The 22,560-nt window shown below is 39.2% G+C and carries 14 protein-coding genes and 2 pseudogenes; 8 read left to right on the top strand and 8 right to left on the bottom strand.

What is annotated here, in order from left to right; genetic code table 11:
• Positions 1–96 precede the first annotated feature (96 nt).
• Complete coding sequence (locus CAL6303_RS26525) at positions 97–1,842, top strand: sensor histidine kinase (RefSeq protein ID WP_015200926.1); 1,746 nt, start codon at positions 97–99, stop codon at positions 1,840–1,842.
• Between the two features lie 307 nt (positions 1,843–2,149).
• Here the strand turns inward: CAL6303_RS26525 and trxB are convergent, their stop codons facing one another.
• Positions 2,150–3,523, bottom strand: a complete 1,374-nt coding sequence (trxB, locus tag CAL6303_RS26520; protein ID WP_238993746.1) for a thioredoxin-disulfide reductase — start codon at positions 3,521–3,523, stop codon at positions 2,150–2,152.
• A gap of 309 nt (positions 3,524–3,832) precedes the next feature.
• Here trxB and CAL6303_RS26515 point away from each other — a divergent pair, with 309 nt between their 5' ends.
• On the top strand, positions 3,833–3,961 hold the full coding sequence (locus CAL6303_RS26515; protein ID WP_015200924.1) for a photosystem II protein Y: 129 nt from the start codon (positions 3,833–3,835) through the stop codon (positions 3,959–3,961).
• A gap of 97 nt (positions 3,962–4,058) precedes the next feature.
• Here the strand turns inward: CAL6303_RS26515 and CAL6303_RS26510 are convergent, their stop codons facing one another.
• Entirely contained in the window at positions 4,059–4,580 is a 522-nt protein-coding gene (locus tag CAL6303_RS26510) for a gamma carbonic anhydrase family protein (protein WP_015200923.1), read from the bottom strand.
• 352 nt (positions 4,581–4,932) lie between these two features.
• Here CAL6303_RS26510 and CAL6303_RS26505 point away from each other — a divergent pair, with 352 nt between their 5' ends.
• The 3 genes and pseudogenes from CAL6303_RS26505 to CAL6303_RS26495 all read left to right on the top strand — a co-directional run.
• The gene (locus CAL6303_RS26505; protein ID WP_015200922.1) at positions 4,933–5,445 is read left to right on the top strand and encodes a TIGR02652 family protein; all 513 of its coding nucleotides are present in this window, start codon (positions 4,933–4,935) and stop codon (positions 5,443–5,445) included.
• A 98-nt stretch (positions 5,446–5,543) separates the two neighbouring features.
• The gene (locus CAL6303_RS26500) at positions 5,544–5,981 is read left to right on the top strand and encodes a VOC family protein (protein ID WP_015200921.1); all 438 of its coding nucleotides are present in this window, start codon (positions 5,544–5,546) and stop codon (positions 5,979–5,981) included.
• A gap of 474 nt (positions 5,982–6,455) precedes the next feature.
• A pseudogene (locus CAL6303_RS26495) lies at positions 6,456–7,910 on the top strand (M16 family metallopeptidase); the annotation flags it as partial.
• A gap of 39 nt (positions 7,911–7,949) precedes the next feature.
• On the opposite strand, the gene CAL6303_RS26490 reads toward CAL6303_RS26495, so the two are convergent.
• On the bottom strand, positions 7,950–8,927 hold the full coding sequence (locus CAL6303_RS26490; RefSeq protein ID WP_083866358.1) for a transposase: 978 nt from the start codon (positions 8,925–8,927) through the stop codon (positions 7,950–7,952).
• A 136-nt stretch (positions 8,928–9,063) separates the two neighbouring features.
• Between CAL6303_RS26490 and CAL6303_RS26485 the strand changes: the two are divergent.
• Both CAL6303_RS26485 and map read left to right on the top strand, forming a co-directional pair.
• Positions 9,064–10,440 (top strand): annotated as a pseudogene (locus CAL6303_RS26485) (M16 family metallopeptidase); the annotation flags it as partial.
• A gap of 144 nt (positions 10,441–10,584) precedes the next feature.
• Positions 10,585–11,412, top strand: a complete 828-nt coding sequence (gene map, locus CAL6303_RS26480; RefSeq protein WP_015200918.1) for a type I methionyl aminopeptidase — start codon at positions 10,585–10,587, stop codon at positions 11,410–11,412.
• Positions 11,413–12,362: 950 nt separating this feature from the next.
• Here map and CAL6303_RS26475 read toward each other — a convergent pair.
• The 4 genes from CAL6303_RS26475 to CAL6303_RS26460 all read right to left on the bottom strand — a co-directional run bounded on the left by CAL6303_RS26475 (position 12,363) and on the right by CAL6303_RS26460 (position 19,625).
• Entirely contained in the window at positions 12,363–15,509 is a 3,147-nt protein-coding gene (locus CAL6303_RS26475; RefSeq protein WP_015200915.1) for a hypothetical protein, read from the bottom strand.
• 417 nt (positions 15,510–15,926) lie between these two features.
• Positions 15,927–17,987, bottom strand: coding sequence for a TonB-dependent receptor plug domain-containing protein (locus CAL6303_RS26470; protein WP_015200914.1), 2,061 nt, complete (start codon positions 17,985–17,987; stop codon positions 15,927–15,929).
• A gap of 366 nt (positions 17,988–18,353) precedes the next feature.
• Positions 18,354–18,791, bottom strand: coding sequence for a hypothetical protein (locus tag CAL6303_RS26465; protein WP_015200913.1), 438 nt, complete (start codon positions 18,789–18,791; stop codon positions 18,354–18,356).
• 120 nt (positions 18,792–18,911) lie between these two features.
• On the bottom strand, positions 18,912–19,625 hold the full coding sequence (locus CAL6303_RS26460; RefSeq protein ID WP_015200912.1) for a GDSL-type esterase/lipase family protein: 714 nt from the start codon (positions 19,623–19,625) through the stop codon (positions 18,912–18,914).
• A gap of 121 nt (positions 19,626–19,746) precedes the next feature.
• Here CAL6303_RS26460 and CAL6303_RS26455 point away from each other — a divergent pair, with 121 nt between their 5' ends.
• Positions 19,747–20,289, top strand: a complete 543-nt coding sequence (locus tag CAL6303_RS26455; RefSeq protein ID WP_015200911.1) for a DUF4334 domain-containing protein — start codon at positions 19,747–19,749, stop codon at positions 20,287–20,289.
• A 210-nt stretch (positions 20,290–20,499) separates the two neighbouring features.
• On the opposite strand, the gene CAL6303_RS26450 is transcribed toward CAL6303_RS26455, so the two are convergent.
• On the bottom strand, positions 20,500–22,479 hold the full coding sequence (locus CAL6303_RS26450; protein ID WP_015200910.1) for an FHA domain-containing protein: 1,980 nt from the start codon (positions 22,477–22,479) through the stop codon (positions 20,500–20,502).
• Positions 22,480–22,560: the final 81 nt, after the last annotated feature.

The raw sequence follows: 22,560 nt of genomic DNA, 5'->3' as shown, positions 1-22,560 counted from the left end.
TGTTTCATGATTGTTTTCAACAACATGTACAAAAAATATAACATATACTGAATATATACTTTAAATCCTAATGTACGTAAAAATAGGCAAAATCAGATGCACAACCTCAGAAAAATGACTTTAAGAGATATGTCAGAGTGTGGATTAGCGTTACGTAGATTAGGTGACAATGCTCTCAGCATGGAAGAAGTCAGCAATAATATCATTCAATATCTATATAATAATTTTGTGGACAGTTCACCTAATGATAAATCCTGTGTATTAATTCGTTTTTTCAAAACCCACTCATATAGAGATTTGACTCCTGATTTACAGAAACATGCCAAAGAAATATTAAGTACTCCCACCGTATCAAACAATTTAAAATGCTTGACAATGCTGGCAACTGCTGGAGAATTACCAGAATGGAATTCACGACATCAATCTGTTGGACATAAAGCAATTCCCTTAGCAAATGAAGATGCGATCGCTCGGATGCCAATGCTTTCCCAATTAGTTCAACAATTAGGTCTAAATCCTGGAATTGTGGTGCAACCAGATCCCAATTTATTAACAGATTTAGAACAGAGAATGTACAATGTATTTTATGTTCCTAATGCATTAGATAGTCCCTATATTCCTGCACAAGAATCATTTGTGATACCCTTTAATGTCAAATCAGTATTAGGCTTTGGAGGATTATTACCTTCGGGAAATATATATAGTATATTGATGTTTTTGAGGATATTTATTCCTCCAATGGTGTTGAATCTATTTCGCCCTTTAGCCTTGAATATTAAAACAGCAATTCTTCCTTTTGATGATGGTTGTGTTTTTCAGGAAGATTTTCAACGACTTTCTAATATGGAAGCAGTGGAGAATTATCAAAATCAATCTTTTAATTATCTAAATTCTAAAATTGCTACCTTAAATCAGTTACTAGATGTTTCTGAACAATCTACTATTACTCAATCAGATAAACTAGAAAAAGCAATATCTAACCTTCATGAGACATTAGAGCACTTACAAAAAACTCAAATTCAACTAATTCAAAGTGAAAAAATGTCTAGTTTGGGTCAAATGATCGCAGGTATTGCCCATGAAATTAATAACCCAGTGAATTTTATTGCTGGGAATGTTAATTACGCTGAAGAATATATTCACAGTTTATTAGATTTATTGAAACTCTATCAAGAAAAATTTTATAATGTTCCGCTAGAAATAAAACAAAAAATTGAAGAAATAGAGCTTGAGTTTCTCACATCTGACTTGAACAAAATCATGAAATCTATGAGAATAGGAACGGAGAGAATTCGTGATATTGTTGTTTCGCTGCGAAATTTTTCTCGTCTTGATGAAGCAGAAATCAAAGAGGTAGATATTCACTCAGGAATTGATAGCACCTTGATGATTTTAGAACATAGGTTAAAGCCTAGAGGCAACTATCAAAAAATAGAAATTATTAAAAACTATGGCGATTTACCTCCAATAGAATGTTATCCCGGTCAAATTAATCAAGTATTTATGAATATCCTGGGTAATGCTATTGATGCATTAGAATTAGGTGTTGGGGAAGAGTCCCCAGTTCAAACACCTCAGATTGCAATTTATACCGAAATAGTAAAGGAAGAATGGGTAGTAATCAAAATTGTTGATAATGGTGTGGGAATGACACAAGAGGTCTCTTCTAAATTATTTGATCCGTTTTTCACCACAAAACCTGTAGGTAAAGGTACAGGATTAGGATTATTTATCAGTTATCAAATTGTGATCGAAAAACATTCTGGAAAACTTGTATGTAACTCTCAAATAGGGAAAGGTACAGAATTTATGATTAAAATTCCTATGAAAAATCCGGGATAAACTTGGAAGTATCTTATAGTACCAATTCAAAAAATGTTTGCAATACATCAATCAAGAATATGAGACGCGATATATCACGTCTCTACGAAAGAAATTCATCTCATTCTGGGTAGGGTTCTTAGTTATAATGGGGGTCAGGTAATCTGTCGCAAATGTTTTTAGAATCTGTATCAGTTAGAACTTACGCAACTGGCACATTTTTTTCGTAGGGTGTGTGACACTTCGATCAATTTGAAAGGAAAAATAAAGGTTTTGGTGTCACGCACCAACCTTATAATTGTGACAATCGCGTAAGTCCTGTAAGTTTTTAGCTAGCACTGATATTACTGGTAATTAACTGTCGATACTCGCTTTTTTGTTTCACACCTTTGACTTCATTCACTAGTTCCTTATTTTTAAAGAACTGGACTGTTGGTGTACCCGTAACCCCAGCATTTTCAGCAATATCTCGATCTTGATCTATGTCTATTTCCACAAAGTGAATTTGATTGTCAAACTCATCCACAACTTTATTTAAAATTGGTTTCAAAGTTCGGCAGGGACCACAACCAGGAGAAACATACTTTACAACTAACAAGCGATCGCTTTCGTGGAATAATTTACGTAATGCGTAACCACCTTCATGACGTGTAGCATCAAGATTAAATTCTCCAGTGCTAGATTGCTGTATTTGTTGTTGATGCTGTAATTCGTTGCTGGGTGTCTCCACCTGAGTATGAAATTCGGTAATTAATCCCTGCAACGATAACCATCTTTCTGATAACATCGCTGCCATACAACCAGAACCAGCTGCTGTAATTGCTTGGCGGAATTCGTGGTCTTGGACATCACCAGCGGCAAATACCCCTTCTAAACTGGTCTCTGCTGTCCCTGGCTTGGTGACGACATACCCCACCTCATCTAATTCTAATTGTCCTTTGAATAGGCTGGTATTGGGCTTGTGACCAATGGCATAAAACAAGCCTTTTGCGAAGATGCTGCTTTCTTCACCAGTTGCCGTGTTGCGAACCTTGACACCTTCCATTGTACCGTTGCCGAAAACATCAATTGTTTCGGTGTTCCAATGCACCTGAATTTTTGGGTTACTTAGTACCCGATCCTGCATAGCTTTAGATGCCCGCATTTTATCCGATCGGACGATCAAATTTACCTTGGAACCATATTTAGTTAAATAAATTGCTTCCTCTGCTGCCGAATCTCCTGCTCCAATCACTGCTAAGTCAGCACCGTGAAACAACGGAGTTGCACCGTCACAAATCGCACAGGCAGAAATTCCCCGGCTCCAAAATTCATGTTCACTTGGTAAACCTAAGCGTTTTGCAGTGGCACCTGTGGCAATCACAATGCTATGTGTCTTAATTTCCCGCTCTTGCGATCGCACTGTAAAGGGACGCTGGCTTAAATCTACCGAAATCACATCTTCAGTATATAACTCTGCTCCCCAACGCTCTGCCTGTGCCTTCATATTATCCATTAAATCAGGACCTGTAATGCCTTGTGGAAAACCGGGGAAATTCTCCACTTCCGTCGTTGTCATCAACTGTCCACCAGGTAAGCCTCCTGCTTGGAAACCTTCAAATACAACAGGTTTGAGGTTTGCCCGTCCCGCATAAATTGCCGCAGTATAACCCGCAGGACCCGAACCAATAATTACTAAGTTTTCTACTGTGGAATTTGTCATAATTAGCTCTAATAAACTCATAACGACTACGCTTAATTCAGTATAACATAGGTCATAAGAAGCAGGGGAGCAGGGGGCAAGGGGGAAGAATTGGAACGGAGCAAGAGCGTCCTACCCCTCTGCCTCTTCAGTCACCGAATCTAAAGCACATCAATTTACCCTCACAACGTCCTCTGTTTACATGGAAACAGCGGTAATTTAAGAATTCTTTACAATCGTGATTTGAAAAAATACCTACTTTAGCTAAAAATAAGATGAGAGACTTTCACAAATCTTAAATCTTAAACTTAAGTAGAGGAGTTTAATTATATGGACGGTATTGATTTTCGTATTGCCATTGTTTTAGCACCCATTGCGATCGCAGGTGGCTGGGCAGTATTTAATATTGGAGCAGCAGCTTTGAGACAGATACAAGGTTTTTTGAATAAGGAAGTCTAAATAACTAATCTCCATATTCCGGTAAATTAAAGTAGAGACGCGATATATATCGCGTCTCTCTCTGCTATTGAGTTTACGGCTTCAGCCCTGAGGTTAATCAAGCAAACCCCAAATCGTTACCCTTCCCAGCATGAACTAGGGCTAACTTTTGATACTTTTCGGCATGTTCAACTAATTCCGCTGCTTCCGTGGGAGAAATTTGACGTACAACTTTCCCCGGAACACCAACCACCAGGGACATAGGTGGAACATCTTTGGTGACAACCGCACCAGCACCAATAATGCTGCCAGTACCTACCCGTACTCCATCTAACACTATTGCACCAATACCAATTAAGCAGCCAGCTTCAATGTGAGCCGAATGAATTACCGCTCGATGCCCTACAGTTACGTGATTTTCTAAAATGGTGGGTTTTGTAGGATCACAATGGAGAATCGCCCCATCTTGAATATTGCTACATTCACCAATGTAAATTTTTTCAACATCTCCCCTCACAACAGCACCATACCAAATGCTCGCTCCGGCGGCAATTTCCACGCAACCAATAACGACTGCGTTATCAGCAACGAAGGATGCTTGAGAAAAGTTGATGGGAGACCAGTGGGAACAGTTAGACACGATAGAATGTGAATACAATAACCAGAGATACTGGAAAACCTCCTAAATTCCGGAGGTTAGTCGCAAAATTAGAATATCATAGGTCAAGCTGTGATGTTATTTTGTGCAAAACATCGGTTGTTGATTTGATGGCGGAAGTGTGATTTTTAATTAAAAATTCAACTTTTCCAACTAAAAATTACCAACTGAGAATTCCAAGTAATTTCAGAAGAAGCCTTGAGGTGACTGTTGGACTTGATATTAAAATTTACTTCATTGAGTCACAGCCATTTAATCATCTGAGTATGAGTTCAAAAAGTCTCAAAATCGCCGATTCGACTGGTAATCACAAAAATATGTTGAAAAGCACTTCATGATGGATTTAGCATTGCAGTACCCGATTTTTGGTCCCGAAATTCAGTGTCCCCATTGTCGCCAAACTATTGCGGCACTGACTTTAACTGATACCTATTTGTGTCCCCGTCATGGAGCATTTGAAGCTAATCCGAAATCTGAAGAGTTAGTTCACCTTCAGTCGGGACGGCATTGGCGAAGATGGGATAATGAATGGTATCGTCAGCATACTCACCCTGATGGAATTCGCTTTGAGATACATGAAGCGTTGGATAAACTCTATACACAGGGTTATCGAGCAACCAAGGTGATTATCGCTCGGCGTTATCAAGAATTAATGGGTGGTTATTTGGAGCGTAGCACACCTTGGCGCTCTGGGCAGTCGGAAACCACCTCAGCTAGGCTTTATGGTTTACCAGTGGAGTTTAGTCCGGAGCCTGTGGGAGAATCCTGCTGGGAAGTGATTAATTTTGATTTGGAAAAGGAACCTGGTGTACCTGTAAGGTATCCTTATTTTCGATTGTTCGAGTAAGTTAATGGGTTTTTAGATTTTGGATTAGTGGTTTTTTGCCAAAACCTGTAGTGCTGAAGTCCAAAATTTATAACCGAATATCTCAAACCCAAAATTCCATGCACCACGTTTCGATTCGTACCGCTAATATTCATCGCGCGATCGCATTCTACCAACTACTGGGATTTAAGGTATGCGATCGCTTTACTACCGGATACACCCTAGCTTGTTGGATGGAAGGTTTGGGTGGCAGAATCGAACTGATTCAAATTCCCGAACCAAAACCCGCTGCTGATGCATTTTCTGATGAGCATTATGTGGGTTATTATCACTTATCTTTCGATTTAACAACAATAACCCCCGATTTGCCAACTTGGTTAAGTAATCTCCAGGATGATTTTGTAGCAGCTTCTGCTAATCACCCTGATGAGTTACAACCATTAAATATCCTTCTAGAACCTACTCAGCAGCAAATAAGCGATCGCATTTATGAAGTAGCCTTTATTGCCGATGCTGATGGTTTACCCTTAGAATTCATCCGAATTCTGGCAGATTAATAAATTTACATTAATTTTCAGGTAAATTAGGTAGGGTCTGCTGTATAGCCCTTTCGGGCATCCAAGAAACGCGTAGCGTTAGCTGTAAAAGTCTTCTAGTGGGGGTAGGGGCTTCTCATGATTAAATAATGGTCTGGTTATTTACGCAGTGCTGTACTAGTGAATCTCCCCTTCTACTTTTTTCTAATTCTTGTAGAAGATAATAAAAATAATTTTTTATGGAGAAAATTAGCTGTATTATGACTATTATGTTAAAAGTAAAATAAAATACTCTGATATTTGGCTTTTTTTGTGGAATATCTCTCCCATTTACGATAATTCCAGGGTTATACTTTGTATACTTTGGTTATTTATTATATAGTGTAGGGTAGTTTTTCTGTAGTGTTGCCGATCCAATAACTAGCCCGAACTTACTAAACTACATAAGAGTGAAAAATTTCTGTAACTTCACCTACAGATATCGCCATAGAATCAATGTCTGTGTTCTCAATATTATATCGCCACCGTGTTCCATTACTGATATTGAGTCTGTGGTTAACCACCGTACTATTACTCAATGATTATTCTGCGTATAGTCAGCTAAATGCTGGATATCAAACAAACAATATCCACAATACATTCAACGAACTAGTGAGGGTAAAGACCACGCCATCTACAGTTACAGAAAAAGTCCAAAAGACTATCTTAGCAAATGGTCTGACTGTTCTAACTAAGGAAGTACATACTGCCCCAGTAGTAACAGTGCAGGTTTGGTATAAAATTGGTTCTCGTAATGAAGAAAGAGGACTAAACGGCATTGCTCACCAGTTGGAGCATATGATGTTCAAGGGTACTAGTAGCCGCCCTATTCAGTTTGGACGACTGTTTAGTGCTTTGGGCAGCGACTCTAATGCTTTTACTAGCTTCGATCAAACAGCTTACTATGGAACAGTGGAAAGGGACAAGCTCAAAGCCTTATTGGTTTTGGAAGCTGATAGAATGCAGAATGCTTTGATTGATAGGGAAAAACTAGATAGTGAAAAGCGGGTAGTGATTTCTGAGTTACAAGGCTACGAAAATAGCTCAGAATATCGCCTAAATCGGGCAGTTATGCAAGCTGTATACCCCAATCATCCCTATGGTTTGCCAGTGGGTGGAAACAAAAGAGACGTAGAAAAGTTTACACCTGAGCAGATTCAGAACTATTATCGAAATTTTTATCATCCGAAAAATGCAGTTGTGGTGATTGTTGGAGATTTTCGGACTCAGCCAACAATAGCGGCAGCGAAAGAAATATTTGAAAAAATTCCCTCACTTCAGCTAAATTATCCCAGTAATACACCAAAAATAGCAATTAAGTCTGAAAATATAGAATCTCATCGCCCCATTATCCTCGAAGAACCAGGAGCAGCAGCATTATTAAAGGCTGTATATCCCTTGCCAGGTGTGACTCATCCGGATGTAGTGGTGTTGGATGTGATGGATTACATTTTGTCAGAGGGGAGAAACTCCCGGCTGTATCGAGCATTGATTGAATCAGGTTTAGCCAGCGATATTTCGGCTTCAGTCACAAGTTTACTGGAAGCAGGCTGGTATCAAATTGATGTTACAGCATCTACTAATCAAAAGCTATCACAAATAGATACAGCATTGCAAAATGCGATCGCTAAATTAATCAAAAAGGGAGTGACTGAAGAAGAAGTCACCCGTGCTAAAGCACAGTTAGCAGCAGGAATTGTTCTCGGTAATCGAGATATTACGAATCAAGCGATGCAACTAGGTAACGATGAGATAATTACAGGTGATTATCGCTTCATTGATACTTATTTGAGCGCTATCAACCAAGTAACAGTCCAAGATGTGCAACGAGTTGCCAATATTTATCTTCAGCCCCAAACCTTAAAAGTAGGGTATTTCCAACCAACTCAAGCCCCAATCAATACAAAAAGTATAGGACTTACGCATTGACAGGAAAGCTAGTTTATGTATTCAAGCGGCACAACTAGCATTCAAGTTATCCAAAACATATTCACGAATAACTTTTGTGAATAGATTCCTTTGTACTTCATACCAATTGTCAATGATGTTTTCAGAACGCATTTTCTCTAAACGAACAAATGCTTGAAGTGAGCAGAATATATGTGTTTTGATTGCGTGGCTATCTCTAACCATAAACCTACAAATGCCACATAGCTGTTTTACTGCTCTATGGAAACTTTCAATACCCCAATGTGTGTCATGAATAGTGATAAATTCAGTTCTAGTTATTTGTTGTAAGACTTCTTTCTGATTCTCGTCATCAGGCTGATAAAATATGTAGTGTCTAGAGTCTTCTTTCTTAAACACTTTCCTAAACAACTTTACAAATCCAAATTCTCTTAAATGAGTTATCAAACCTTCATCGTAAATCTCTAAAGTACTTACCTGACAGTACTTTCCAGGCTCATTTGATACTGTTCTATTTTTTTCAACTCCGAATAAAAAACCTAATTTCTGGTTTCTCAAAAATTTCAGATTTTCTACTCCTGAGTACCAACTATCCCCTGTGACTATTCGCGGCTTTAATCCCCAATCAGTCACTTCTATTAGCATCTCTTGGAAATAATCATTTTTGGTTTTTCCCTCCTTCTTATCGTATATCCTGTAATTTATGGGAACACAATTGCCTCGAATATCGCTGTAATAAAGTGTTATTAAATTTAAACCTTTAATCGTTTTATGATATTTACCAGACCAAAAATATCCAATTAATTCTGCGTATTTTGGGTTGCTGTACAGCTTTTCTATTACTGTATCATCAACACTTAAAATCCCTCCTTCTATATTGATTATCTCTTTTACTATGTCAAATAAATCTTTTGGCTCGTATCTTTCTCTCAGCAAAAACCTATTCACACTATCATGTGAAACATCTCCCAAGATTTCTGCCAATCGACTGCACCCTCCATGCTTTGGCTCCGATAGCAAGAACAGGGTGTAATGTTCCAAATTACATTGTGCTGTCGAGGGTTTGCTGATTTCTCTAATTGTCCGATACCTTGAAAGTAGACGACACCGTTTTCCAATGCATTATTTTACCATCCCGTCAATGCGTAAGTCCTAAAGTAGTACAAAAATAAATTCAATCCAAAATATTGAAAACTTTTCCTCCGGGAGCTTGAATCCAGCAGAGGTGAAAAAATACTTACCAGCAATCGATAGTAATTCAGATTCAGCAGTCCGAACCCTACCACAACAAATCACTTTAGCCAATGGGATGCGAGTTTTACTATTAAGCGATCGCAGTACTCCAACAGTAACCCTTAGTGCTCACTTTAAAGCTGGTTCAGAATATGACCCCGAATATAAAGCAGGATTAGCATCGATGGTAGCCGACAGCTTAATGAGCGGCACCAAAACCAAAGATGTTTTAACATTAGCTAAAGCTTTAGAAGACAAAGGTGCCCATTTAGACTTTGAAATTACCCGTGAAGGGGTACGGGCGCAGGGAAGTAGTCTCGCGTCAGATATGCCTATATTATTAAATACTTTATCTGATGCAGTCAGGAATCCAACCTTTCCCCAGAAAGAAATAGAATTGACTCGGCAGCAGACTTTAAGCGGATTACAGCAAGATCTTGACGACCCAGATGAGGTAGCAAGAAGAACCTTCGTGCAATCAGTTTATCCGAAAACTCATCCATTGCATATTCTCCCCACACCCGCAAGTATTAAACGAGTCACCCGTGCTGATATTGTGAGCTTCAAAGCCAAACACTATCGTCCCGATACAACCATCCTCGTCCTAGTGGGAGACTTCAATTCTGCTCAAGTGCGATCGCTAATTGAAACCGAATTCGGTAATTGGCAAGTTTCAGGAGAACCCCCAGCAGTCCATTACCCAGCAGTAGCAATCCCCCAAAGTCTAATCAACATCAACTCAGTTTTGCCAGGAAAAGCCCAGGCAATTACCTACATGGGTAGTGCAGCCATCAATCGCCAAGATCCCCGTTATTATTCTGCATTAGTCCTGAATCAAATTTTGGGTGGTGACACCCTATCAAGTCGTTTAGGAGCAGAAGTTAGAGACCGTCAAGGGTTAACATACGGAATCTACAGTAATTTTTTAGCGGGTAAAAATTCCGGAACATTTTTAATCGAAATGCAAACCAACCCGGAAGACGTAAGCAAGGCGATTGCTAGTACACGTAAACTGCTGGGAGAAATCCACCGAACAGGTGTCACCAGACAAGAACTTGAAACAGCTAAACGTACAGCCATCAGCAACTACATAGTATCTCTAATCAACCCCGAAGAACTAACTCACCGCATCCTGATGAATGAAGTCTACGGACTAGATGACGACGAACTTAGGTCATTCACCGCCAAAATTCAGTCTGTAACTCTAGAACAAGTAAATCAAGCTGCAAAAGAGCTACTTCATCCCGATCAAATTGTCGTTGCGACAGCAGGTCCTGTGGTTGTTGCCGGACAACGCTAATTCCAGATCGATCTGTAAACCAACAAAATAAGTTAACTTAGGTATAGATGATATTCTTGTTCAACTAAAGAACCCGGATTTTGATTAATATCCGACTTGTGACAATAAAAAAGCTACAGAAAAATAATTAATTATTAGCTTCCCATGAACATCCTCAGTAATTTGCTATCTCAACCAGCCCAACCCACAACCTCCAAACGTCAACGTCGGGGAATTGAAATCAAATCCCCCCGTGAAATTGATATCATGCGCCAATCGGCGAAAATTGTTGCAACCGTACTTAAAGAAATTACTGAGTATGTACAGCCAGGAATGACTACAGCAGATTTGGATGCCTATGCAGAGAAACGTATCCGAGAAATGGGTGCAACACCTAGCTTCAAAGGTTATCACGGTTTTAAAGGCTCCATTTGTTCCAGTATCAATAATGAAGTAGTTCACGGTATCCCCAGTAATAAAAAAGTGATTCGTACTGGAGATGTCCTCAAAGTTGATACTGGTGCATTCTTCCAAGGCTTTCATGGTGATTCCTGCATTACCATTGCCGTTGGTGAAGTCACCCCCGAAGCTGCAAAATTGATTCGTGTTGCCGAAGAAGCCCTATATAAGGGAATAGAACAGGTCAAAGCCGGAAATTACCTGCTAGATTTAGCCGGGGCAATTGAAGACCATGTAAAGGCAAATGGCTTTAGTATTGTGGAAGAATTTACCGGACATGGTGTTGGTCGTAACCTCCACGAAGAACCCTCAGTATTCAACTTTCGCACCCGCGAAATGCCCAATGTCAAGCTTAGAGCAGGCATGACCCTAGCGATTGAACCAATATTAAATGAAGGTTCTAAGCATACCCGCACACTTTCCGATCGCTGGACAGCCGTCACCGTAGATAATTCCCTTTCTGCTCAGTTTGAGCATACGGTGCTTGTAACCGAAACCGGATATGAGATCCTAACGGATCGGACAAAAGTGTAGGGGGTCTAATTCCCCTGCAAGTAGCCCTCTGACAAAGTTAAGTGGAAGCAAAGCCTCCACTTACTTTACGCTATTTTGTGTCGGGGTAACACCTTTGGGAAGTCCCATGACCCCGCAAAGGTGCCTTCTGAAATCCCTGTTACAAAATAGACTTATTACCTATTAGCTGTAGGCATTTTTATTAGGACATTTATCTATATTCCTCTTCCCTTTTAGACAAATTTAGATAAATATGTCCTAACCGAGATGTCCACTGCCATATCACTCATTACTTGTTTTTTAGCTGAAACAGCAAGAAGCCTCTCACCTACCCGCCTACGGTGTACACACAAGTCTTTTAGAGTTGCCTCCCAGGCTTTTCGATCCCCCAACCCCCTTAAAAAGGGGGCAGAATACCTCTCAAAGTCCCCCTTAAAAAGGGGGATTTAGGGGGATCTACGACGATTTTGATTTTGTACAGAGATGTGTGTACACCGTAGCCTACCCGCAAGGGAGGTGATGAGATGAATTGCGTAGCGTAGCGTGCCGTAGGCTTGTGAGATGACGACAGTTCTGTGGACAAATTCTTCCGCAGGAAGAACAGGGGACAGAACATGGAGGAAACGAGCAAAGTATTTCATAATTTGGTATAGTAAACTTGGTTCACTTCACCCGTATTGGTGTCTGATAAGCCTCTGCCCAGTAGCATTGCGACTATTGGTAAGCGACTCCGTTGCACAGCATTGAAGTAAGTAGGCACATCTTGATTAATACAAATATCCATTGGGCTGTCCCATAGCGCGAATAAGCCAGCACTCATCCGGGGCAGTAAAATTTGTAGGGTACAAGGTAAGAAATTGTATAGTCTGCGGAGGGGCTTCTCGTGGACTTAAAACAAAGCTCAGTCAATGTCTTCATAGAAGAGTCGCTGAGAAGCCTACACTGTATGCTTGCATCAGTGTAGGAGTATGTCACCCAAAGGGATTGGGAGTTGTAACAGCGATAACTCCAGCGATAGCAGAAGCTGCCAAAGAGACGAAAGCTGTATTAAATAACCACCAAGCGGCACCAGCAACTGTTTTTTGGGTTTCCGCTGCTTGTTCCTTAGCTTGTTTTTTAATTGCTTTTAAGCGTTTTTGGGTTTCTTTCTGGATGCGTTCAGCACGATGGATGACACTATCACGAGCAGCTTCCATACGGTTGACAATTTGCTCTGCTTGCTCATTGGAAATATCAGGACGGGAACTGATGATGGCAACCAGCGTATCACGGTCAAATTCACCTAAGCGATCGCGTAATGCATCAAACCCTGCTTCTGGGTCATCAAATAGTTTACTAAAGTCCTGTTGAATTCCTTCATAGTTAAGTTCAGGACGTTCCAGGGAGTTGAGATAACTACGAACTTGCTCGAAGCTACCATCAATTACAGATTGCATTTTTTGCTGAATCTGTTGGAATTGTTCCACAATCGAGTTGCGAGTTGATTCGATTTGATCGACAATGCGGTTTGCTTCTTCTTCGGAAATATCTTCCCGTTGAGATAACAAAGCGACAATTGTGGAACGATCGAAATTACCCACACGTTCTGTTAAAGAACTAATTCCAGCACGGGGAGAAGACAACAATAGTTGTAAATCTCGCTTGATTCCTTCGGGGTTGAGTTCTTCTTTGTTGGTGTTTTGCAGGTATGATGCAAGATTTTGTTGAAAATCTCGAACTTTCTCGGTTGTGCGTTTTGCTAAACGTCTTGGTGCTTTAACGATTTTGCCAATTGCTGCTTCAACATTGTCGATGTTGCGGTTGATTTGTTCTTCACTCAAATCTCCCCTTTGAGTTAAGAGTTTTACCAAGGTTTCCCTATCGACTTGGGAAAGACGATCTTTAAGTGCTGATGCTCCAGATTGAGGATCATCTAGTAACTTTTGTAGATCCTGTTGAATACCTTCTGGGTTGAGTTCATCCAAATTGGTATCACGGAGGTATTGCGCTATACTGCTTGTGGTTTTTTCGTATTGTTCCTTGGTTTTGTCTACAATTTCTTGTGGTGCTTGTAGGACTTTATCCCGTACAGAAAGCAAATTATCAATGACCTTATTTACCTGTTCTTCGCTCAAGTCTTGACGCTGACTGAGTAGTTTTACTAGGGTCTCTCGGTCAAATTGGGATAGTCTTCCACGTAAAGCTGATAATCCAGCTTCGGGATCTTCTAGTAATTTGCTAAAGTCCCTTTGAATTCCCTCTGGATTCAACTCATCTAGGTTCGTATTCCGCAAATAGTCCTCTACACCTTGACGAACTTCAGCAGCTTTAGCTTTTGCCTTTTCTTGTAATTCCTGCGCTTGATTGAGAATGCGATCGCGGTTCTCCTCAAGTTGACTGACAATATTGTTAGCTTCTTCAGAACTTATATCTTCACGCTGTTCCAGCAACTTCACCAAGGTATCACGGTCGAACCCTTGAAAGCGAGAATTCAACTGTTCTAAAGCAGCTTCTGGATTTTCCAACAATTTACCAAAGTCACGCTTAATTCCTTCAGGGTTAAGTTCATTTTTACCAGTTGAGCGTAAATAATCCTCAATTTTGGTGCGGAAATCTTGAGATTGATTAGTATCAACTTGTTGCTGTACAGTTGCTAAAACCTCCGTTCTGATGGTTTCCATCTGCTGGGAAATTTCAGCGATTCTAGCTTTATCAAAATCACCACGTTGTTGTAGTAACTGGGTAAAATATTCTTGATTTAGTTCTTGCAAATGCTTACTTACAGTTGCTGGATTCGCGTCAATATCAAAAATTAGTTCTTGAAATTCATCAGCGATTGTAATTCTATTTAAATGCCAGGGTAAGCTGTTAGCAATATATTCTTCAATATCTGCTTTAACTGTATTATTTATCGAATCAGATAAGGTTCTATTTACAGAATCACTAACTTTGCCTACTTGATCTTTAGCTTGTTCTTTTAGATGTTGCAGTTGCTGAGAAATGGCATCTGTATCCAGATTTTCAACTTTACCTTTCAATTTTTGCAGTTGATTAGTAACTTTATTAACATCGATATCAGATATATTAATCTTTTTCAAAACGACTGGTAAAGCAGCACCAACGCCAACATCAATAGCTTGTTTTACAAACCCATTTCCTCTACTAGTTCCAGTTCCTGATGCGACTAACTCCTGTAGTTTGTTCGTTAATTTTTCTGAGTTTAACTCTTCAGGACTAGCTTGATTGATCAAACTGATTACTTGCTCAGTTGGATTGCCTTTACCACTAGAAAACTGTTTCCAAGCTGCTTCTAATTGCTCGGCGATTTTATCCACATCTTCCGGAGAGAAATCTGTACGACTACTAACTAAATCAACAAATGTTTGCCGATTGACATTTTTGAGTAAATTACCATCAGCAACAGATGTTAAGTCTACATCCTTGAGCAACTTATCAAATTGATTCCGAATTTCGTTAACATCAAAGGAAGGTAATTTTAAACTAGAAACTGAACTCTGTAGCGAATTTTTAATACTTTCGGGGTCTAAACCAGAAGTTAGTTCTCGACGGACAGTTGCGGTGATTTCTTCAACTGTTGAAACCATCTGTTGTTTCGCTGCATTTGCACCCAAAGCAGTAGTCGCTGTCCCCATTAATCCTTGCACACCACTACTAACAGTGTTGACAAAAGAGCCAATTAATGAACCGACTGCACTTGAACCTAGCCAAACAATTAGAGTGAAGTAACTCGACCAGATGACAACACCAATGATACCCCCTAACAAGGCACTTTCAATTAGGCTTAGTTTGACTGCTAAAAAAGAAGCAGCGAATAAGGCAATTGTGGAAGTTATCAATGCCCAAAAACCGATTTTAGATTCAGCTTGACGGATTGTCTCACCCAAACCCTCGTTAGAGTCATCATCTGAACCTGAACCAATACTTAAAGATGAAATACCTACAGCTAGGGAAAAATTTGTTAACAGAAGTTGAAAAGCAAAAGCCATCAATATCCCAGCTAACAATGCTACTAGGAATTTTGGTCCAGAAAATATCAATGATGCAGTTTCAGGACTAACAATATTATCTGTGACTGGAATTTGCGTTATTCCCAATAGAATGAGTGGATTTTCTAGCATAATTTGTGCCTGAATTTATGAGTATTTGTAAGCAATAGAAAATTATTGCTTTGAGCAAATTAGTTTTATCTACCCTTCAAGGATAAAAAATTAGCCATATGCCACCATCTTTCTTGGGAAAGACTTGCTTGATTCCTTCGATATAGATTTAAGGATAAATTAATGCCTAGAAGATACTTTATAAAGTAAAGCTTAGTTTTGTAGTCTGTTGAAATTACCATAGTTCAATAAAAAAATCCCAACTTTTACAAAAAGCTGGGAATTAAAATAATTCGCAGTCCGCAATACCCGCTATCACGGGAACCTATACCCCTGCGGTATATTTACAACGGAAAACCAGTAGTGATATGTTTTATGCGATCGCGCGAAACAACCTACGCTCAACAATGCACAAGTTACCTGACAACTGATAAATAACTACAAACTACTACTTAAACCAACTCTAAATGTTAATCCTGGACTGTAAGTACGATTTACGCGTTCATATTTCTCACCTAATATATTGTCTAGGTGAAATGTCAGTCCCAAATTTCTACTTACAGGGACACGAGTACTTAAATCTAGGTTAAAGAAAGATGGTGAGAAATCCGTATTCTTATCACCAGGATTCAAAAAGAAAGCCCTACGTCCCCCACTATAGTATGTTGCAAACAAATTAGCTTGCCAACCATTTTTCTCATAACCGATACCTGCTTGAGCCACAGAATAGGGAATCATACCTAATTGCAACCCTTTCTCTACACCTGTTTTGATTTGAGCATCTGTATAGGTATAGTTAAAAAAAGTTTTCCAAGCGGGAGAAATTTTTAACTGTAATGCTGCTTCTAAACCGTTGGTATCAACTAAACCAATATTTTGCCATTTTCCCCTAAGAATTCCTAAACGATTATCTAAACTACTACCAAAATATGTAAACTGCCCGGTAAAGTTTTTGGATAAGTTCAAGTCAATTCCTGCTGTCCAAGAAGAACCTGTTTCTGGTTTCAAGTCCGGATTTTGCAACCAACCATGTACAGTATCATATGTATACAACTGGTCTAATCCGGGGTTGCGTTGTCCACCTGTCCAACTACCTCTAAATGCTACCTTTGGTGTAACTCCATATCGCAAACCAACACTAGGATTAAGATAGCTACTAAACTGACTATCAAAGCTTTGTCTTAATCCTAAATCTATTTGTAATTGTTTGCTAATATCCCAAGTATTAACTGCAAATAATGCAGTGTTGCTGAGATTTCTATTTTCATCTTGATTTAGAGAAATTCTGCTGGGAACTGTACTCTCAACTTCACTACCCAAATTAGTATTTTTAAAATCTAAACCCCAACGTAACTTATTAGTTGGTGCTGTTTTTAATTCATGATCTATTCTCGCTGAAAATATTTGTGTATCTAAGATACCTGTACGATAAAATTCCCTACCTCCTGAGACAGTAGGACCATAGGTACTGAAGTAATCTTGGGTATAACCAATTGTCGTAGTTAAATTAGAATTATCCCCAGTTCCTAATTTTGCTTTCCAAGATAATCCCAAATTCAAACCGTCATGATCAAGTCTATCTTTTTGTAGTGGAAAACCAAAATAAATTAAGCCTCTACGACTGCTGATTTTGCCCACATCCAAATTTAAACTATTTCGAGAATTCAAATCAAAGGCAATATTCCCATAATAACTACTGGCAGCAGTATCAGCATTGAATAAATAACCGTCAGCACCACGGTTAATAGATGCTTGGGGAACTTTATAGCGATTATCGATGAAGTTTCTTTCAAATCCAAAGCTATATTTTACCGAATTAGCTGCACCACTATAGCTAAACTGTTGATTATTAAAGTTGAGAGATCCAAATTCAACAGCACTATTTAATTTGGGCTTTAAACTACCTTCTTTAGTAATGATATTAACGACACCACCAAATCCAGAACCATATAGAATATTCGATGCACCACTGGATAATTCAATTCTTTCAATAGACTCCACCGGGATACCATTTAAATCAGTCCCACCATGGTAGGTATTGACATTGCTACCTAGGGGTCTACCATTAATTAGAAATGTCGATTGATTAATTGATTGCCCTCGATAATATGTTCCAGTGTGAATGTCAGCAGCATACCCAGCATCATTAATGGCAAATCCTGGAGTCCTTTTTAAAACATCAGCGACATTATTTGCACCTTGTTTTTGAATTTCCTCCTTTTCTATGACATAAACTGGTGTTGATTCGGGAACAATATCTTTTTCTCCGATGACATCCAGATCAATATCTGCATCTTTTTCTGATGATTCTTGATTATTGCCACCTTCTGAAGGTGATTGTGTTAATAGTTCAGCTTTGGTTTCTGCAAGATTAATATCACTAATGTTAGGAATTTGAGATTTTTCTTCTCGATTGAGTTGGGCAATCGCAGGTTGATAAATAGATGTCAACAGAAAATTGAGCAAGATAAATTTGAACACAAGTAAGCTTGTTTTCATGCTGTTATTTCAGTATTTATTGGTAGAAATCTGTAAACTGAGGGATAGTTAATGAATGTATTTATTCATCGAACGATTCAGATTTTATGATAAATCTGATACAAATTCATTAATGATATGTAGATAAAAATATGACAAAATGTCCTATTATGATGAAGTTATGATTTGAATGATTAATGCATAAAAACAATAAAGATTCTATTATTTTGTAGGTGAAAATAGCTTTTTTACAGAAAATGTGCAATTTACATAGCAGAATCTGCGGTAAAGTGCTGTAATTTATCAAATACTAAAAACCCCAATCTACTTAAATGAGTTTAAATAAATCGGGGTTTTCTAAAAGGGTAAATTTTGGAAGATATCGGATTAACCCAACCACTGTCCACCGCGAAAACGCCAACGAACAAATAGTATCCGCATTAAACTTTGTGAAGTAATAAAAACCGCTAGCCAAACAGCAGCGTAATGAAATAATACTAAACCAGGACTGATATTTTCTTTAGGTATCGGAATAGGCAGAAAACCAAATATCTTAACACCACAAAGAATAAAAATAAACTCCCAAATTCCGGCTAATAGCTGATAAGCTGCGGGCCAATCTCGATCCCAGCGATATTTTTGGATTTTGTCGTAGAGAACATCCCAAATTAAACCAAAACTTGCCACATAGGCTAATATCCAAAAGAAAATATTGCCTGGAGAACCACCAACTATCCCAAAAACAAAGGGTAAAGAGACAGTAACACCTACAGTAAGAAGTAATAATATACGAGTTTGCCAACGACCGAGTAAAGTTGGGGTCATAGATTCTGAGGTTCGATTGTAAATAAATTATTAGCAAAGAAGGTTTCTATGTTCTTCTTTTAATAATTAATAATGCCTATAGTTTCCGAAAAAAATTGTTATTTCCCGCAAATGTTCACTTTATTTAACTTGATCGACATATTTTTTCAAAGCTTCCCAGCGTAGCACCTCTTCCAACAGAGTTTGGTATCCTAGGGCATTAGGATGTAGCCCGTCAGCGCTAATGCGATCGCATATCCAGTTTAAGTCATGTTCCATCCACCGCTGGAAAACATCTAAATAGGGTATTTGCCTTTCCTGACAAGCGATACGGGTAGCTTCTTTATAGAGATATTGATCACGATGGTTATAATGCAGGCAATCTAAAAACGGCATCTTCGCTTCATTCACGGGTACCATCCCCACAAACAACACCGGACATAATTGCAGCGCTAAATCCAGTAATGAAATAATTTCGGCGTTAAACCGCTCAAATTCAGTGTAATTCTTGCCATCAAGCCGACCAACCCGTGATGAATCATTCACACCCACCGATAAAATAATTAAATCAGGGACACGGTTACGTAATTCACCACGATGACGAAACTCGACTTCTAAACGTTGGGCTACTTGCATCGTGCGATCGCCTCGCACTCCCAAGTTATATAATACGTGTCCTCTGCTATCTGGCAACAACCACTGACGACGTAATCTTTCTACCCAACCACCACCATCAGGATCACCAAACCCATAAATCAAACTATCTCCCAAGGCAACAATCTTCAAAGGTTGAGTTTGTTTAAGCTTTGGTACCTCAGATACCTGCATCGCTGCATGTGTTAAAAATGTTGTCATATTAAACAGAATATCTTTATATTTCGACAAAAATCTATATACTTATATACTATTTTCCTATATTGGGGTGAGAAAATAGATATTTGGATGAAAATATATCAAAGAACAATCAAGGCGAAAAATGGAAACATTAGAAAATTACCAGTTGATTCTTGAGGCTGGTAAAACCACAACCGAAACGGCTTTACAATTGTTTGACACTCTTGAGGCTGTAAGTTTAGACTTTATGATCGGTCGCTGGCAAGGCTCTGGAATTGATACAAATCACCCAATGGATGGTTTATTAGAGACATCTAATTGGTATGGGAAAGAATTTATCGATCCTGAGAATGTACACCCTTTGTTATTTTTGGATTCTCAGGGAAACATTTTTAAGGTTGCACCCAATCCCACGGCAATGAACTGGGTTTTGAAGTTGCCAATACTCAAAAATGACTCTCTCAAACCTTTGCTGATGCTGACTAATTCCTTCCTAAAAACCGAAAAAAGTCAAGCCAGACTGCGAATGATGGAATATCGAGGTAAGGTTAGTGCCACTATGGTATACGATTACCTACCAATTAATGACTCTTTTCGCAAAGTAGATGAAAACACTGTGTTCGGAATTATGGATTTTAAAAACTTACCCCAGCCTTTCTTTTTTGTTCTCAGACGATGCTCTTGAAATTACTAGTCTAAGGGGAAAGGTTGAGGATTCCCAAAATGTTTAATAAATAAGCGGCTCGGTTGTCAATCGAGCCGTTGGTAATGTCATTAAGTAATGTGAGGTGATTGCATTTTCATTATTGCGGGAAGTACTATCAATAGTCATGTACAGTGGAATACATTCGTGAAAAAAGGGAACAGTGAACAGGGAAGCTTGCTGATAACTGATTTAACAAGGTGGTTTATTGAATACCCATTTCCACCACTGTCCAAATGATCTAAGCATTCGCATTTTTTTTACACCAGGTGCCCTAGCCGCCGCCAGTCCATCCACAGCTACTAAACAAGCATATTGCAGCCCTAGGAAACTATCAACGGCAGCGTAAGGACCACCAAAAGTAATAGCCCCAGCAGCATAAGCTTTACCTTTATCATTACGCATTTCTGTCAATTCAAAGTTATTGGCGACTGCCAAACGTCCGATGGAATTGAGGGGCAAACCGTAATGTCTAACTAAATCATCCAACAGCGGATTAGTTGAAACCTTAGCATCTAATCCAGTGGCATCAACGATAAAATCTGCATCCAGGATCATTTGTCCAAAACCCTTTTCTTCAATGTGGGTGATGGTTCTGCCTTGGGAATCTCGTTCCACCTGCTTGACTTCACCAAATTGGATGCTGTACCATCCTTCCTTTAAAGCCTGTTCGGTGATTTTTTGCCAATCTTGGCGATCTGCGGTGGTGGTTCCTCCCCAGTCAGCAAGTAAGCGTTGACGTTCATCGGGGCTAGCTGATTCTAGCATTCCCCGAAGTTCACCGCCCCAACAAGCTTTGGGCCAGTTGAAAGGTTGAAATTCGTAGTGATTTTTGACTACCCGTTGAGCCTTACCAAATTTGTTGCCCTGGGGTTTAGGCGATCGCATTAAATGCAGAACGGTAATATTTGGGTTCTTTTTCCGAGCTTCGTACAATCTCTGCACAATCCGTGAGGCTACAATTCCCCTTCCCCGAATCAATATTTTACCACCCCGTCGTTCCAATTGCTCATACACATGGTCATGCCCTTCATAAGCATTTACAACTGAGGTTTTATCGTTATATTTTTCTCGATATGCTTGCAAATCATCTAAAAACTTAATTGCCGGATAACCAGTAGCTATATGCAAATATCGGGCAACTATAAAAGCATGATCTCCCTGTCCTTTGGAGTAAGCAACGCAATAGCGACCATCATCAGTTTTGCGAATCCCCCTTACTCTCCCATAACGGTAAATTCTATCCCACTCGATCCGCTGCGCTTCCCGATCGATGGAGTCAAATACATTTCCCGCACGGGGGGTATAGGTTTCTGCGAAGGTTGGTTCACTAAATACTTGCCACAAATAGCGAAATGCCTGATTAAAATCACCTTTGCCAAAATCATGCCAAGCTTCACGCAAAGCATAACTTGGATAACCCCAAATATTATCAGGGCAGGAGTCAGAATTGGAGCGCAATCTCTCGTGTAAAGGAATTTGGGAATTTAAACAAAGCCGTTTATACCGAGCATATGGTGCTGCTTCTAAACCTAGTGCGATAATTTTATCAGTTTTTACACCGCTGATTCTCAGTAAATCCACCCAAATAAAACTACCTAAACCCGCTCCCACAGCGAGAAAATCACACTCATTTACAGGTAATCCGGTGGCATGGAGGGAGTTTACTCCAACCTGGACATTATTAAATATTGGTGGGGGAAAGGCATTCCCTAAAGGGGTTGCAGGTTGTGCTGCCCGCCAATTTGGGTCGGGGAGATTGGTATGGGGGTTAAATTGAATTGTTGAATCAGAATTCGATCTAGCAATAGGAGGATTGGCAACTCCAGGAACAGCAACATTAAAAGTTACAGTAATTATATAGGGACCAATTTGAATATTATCCCCACTTGTTAATACTGTTTGTAGTTGTTCTTGACCATTGACAAAAACCCGATTTACACTGTTTTGATCGACTACAACTAATTGCTCACCTTGCCATTCAATTAAGGCATGATAGCGAGAAACTTCGCTACTATTTAATAACATTCTGGCGACACGCTGCCCATTTTTTTCCGCAGGCATCCTGGCAAATTCTCGTCCAAAGGTAATTGGAGGAGCTAATTGTGGTTCTCTTCTTTCGCCTGTTGTTGGGTCTTCCCAACTCAATTTTATTTCGGTATTATTGTTCATTACTGATTAATTAAGAGTCAAAAATTAGAGAATTAAAAGTTAATAAAAAAACAGAAATTATATATGTAAATTTAAAGATGC

This window comes from Calothrix sp. PCC 6303, from assembly GCF_000317435.1.
Lineage (GTDB): Bacteria > Cyanobacteriota > Cyanobacteriia > Cyanobacteriales > Nostocaceae > PCC-6303.
Note: the sequence above shows the minus strand (reverse complement) of the source record. Positions and strands in the feature narration are given on the sequence as shown.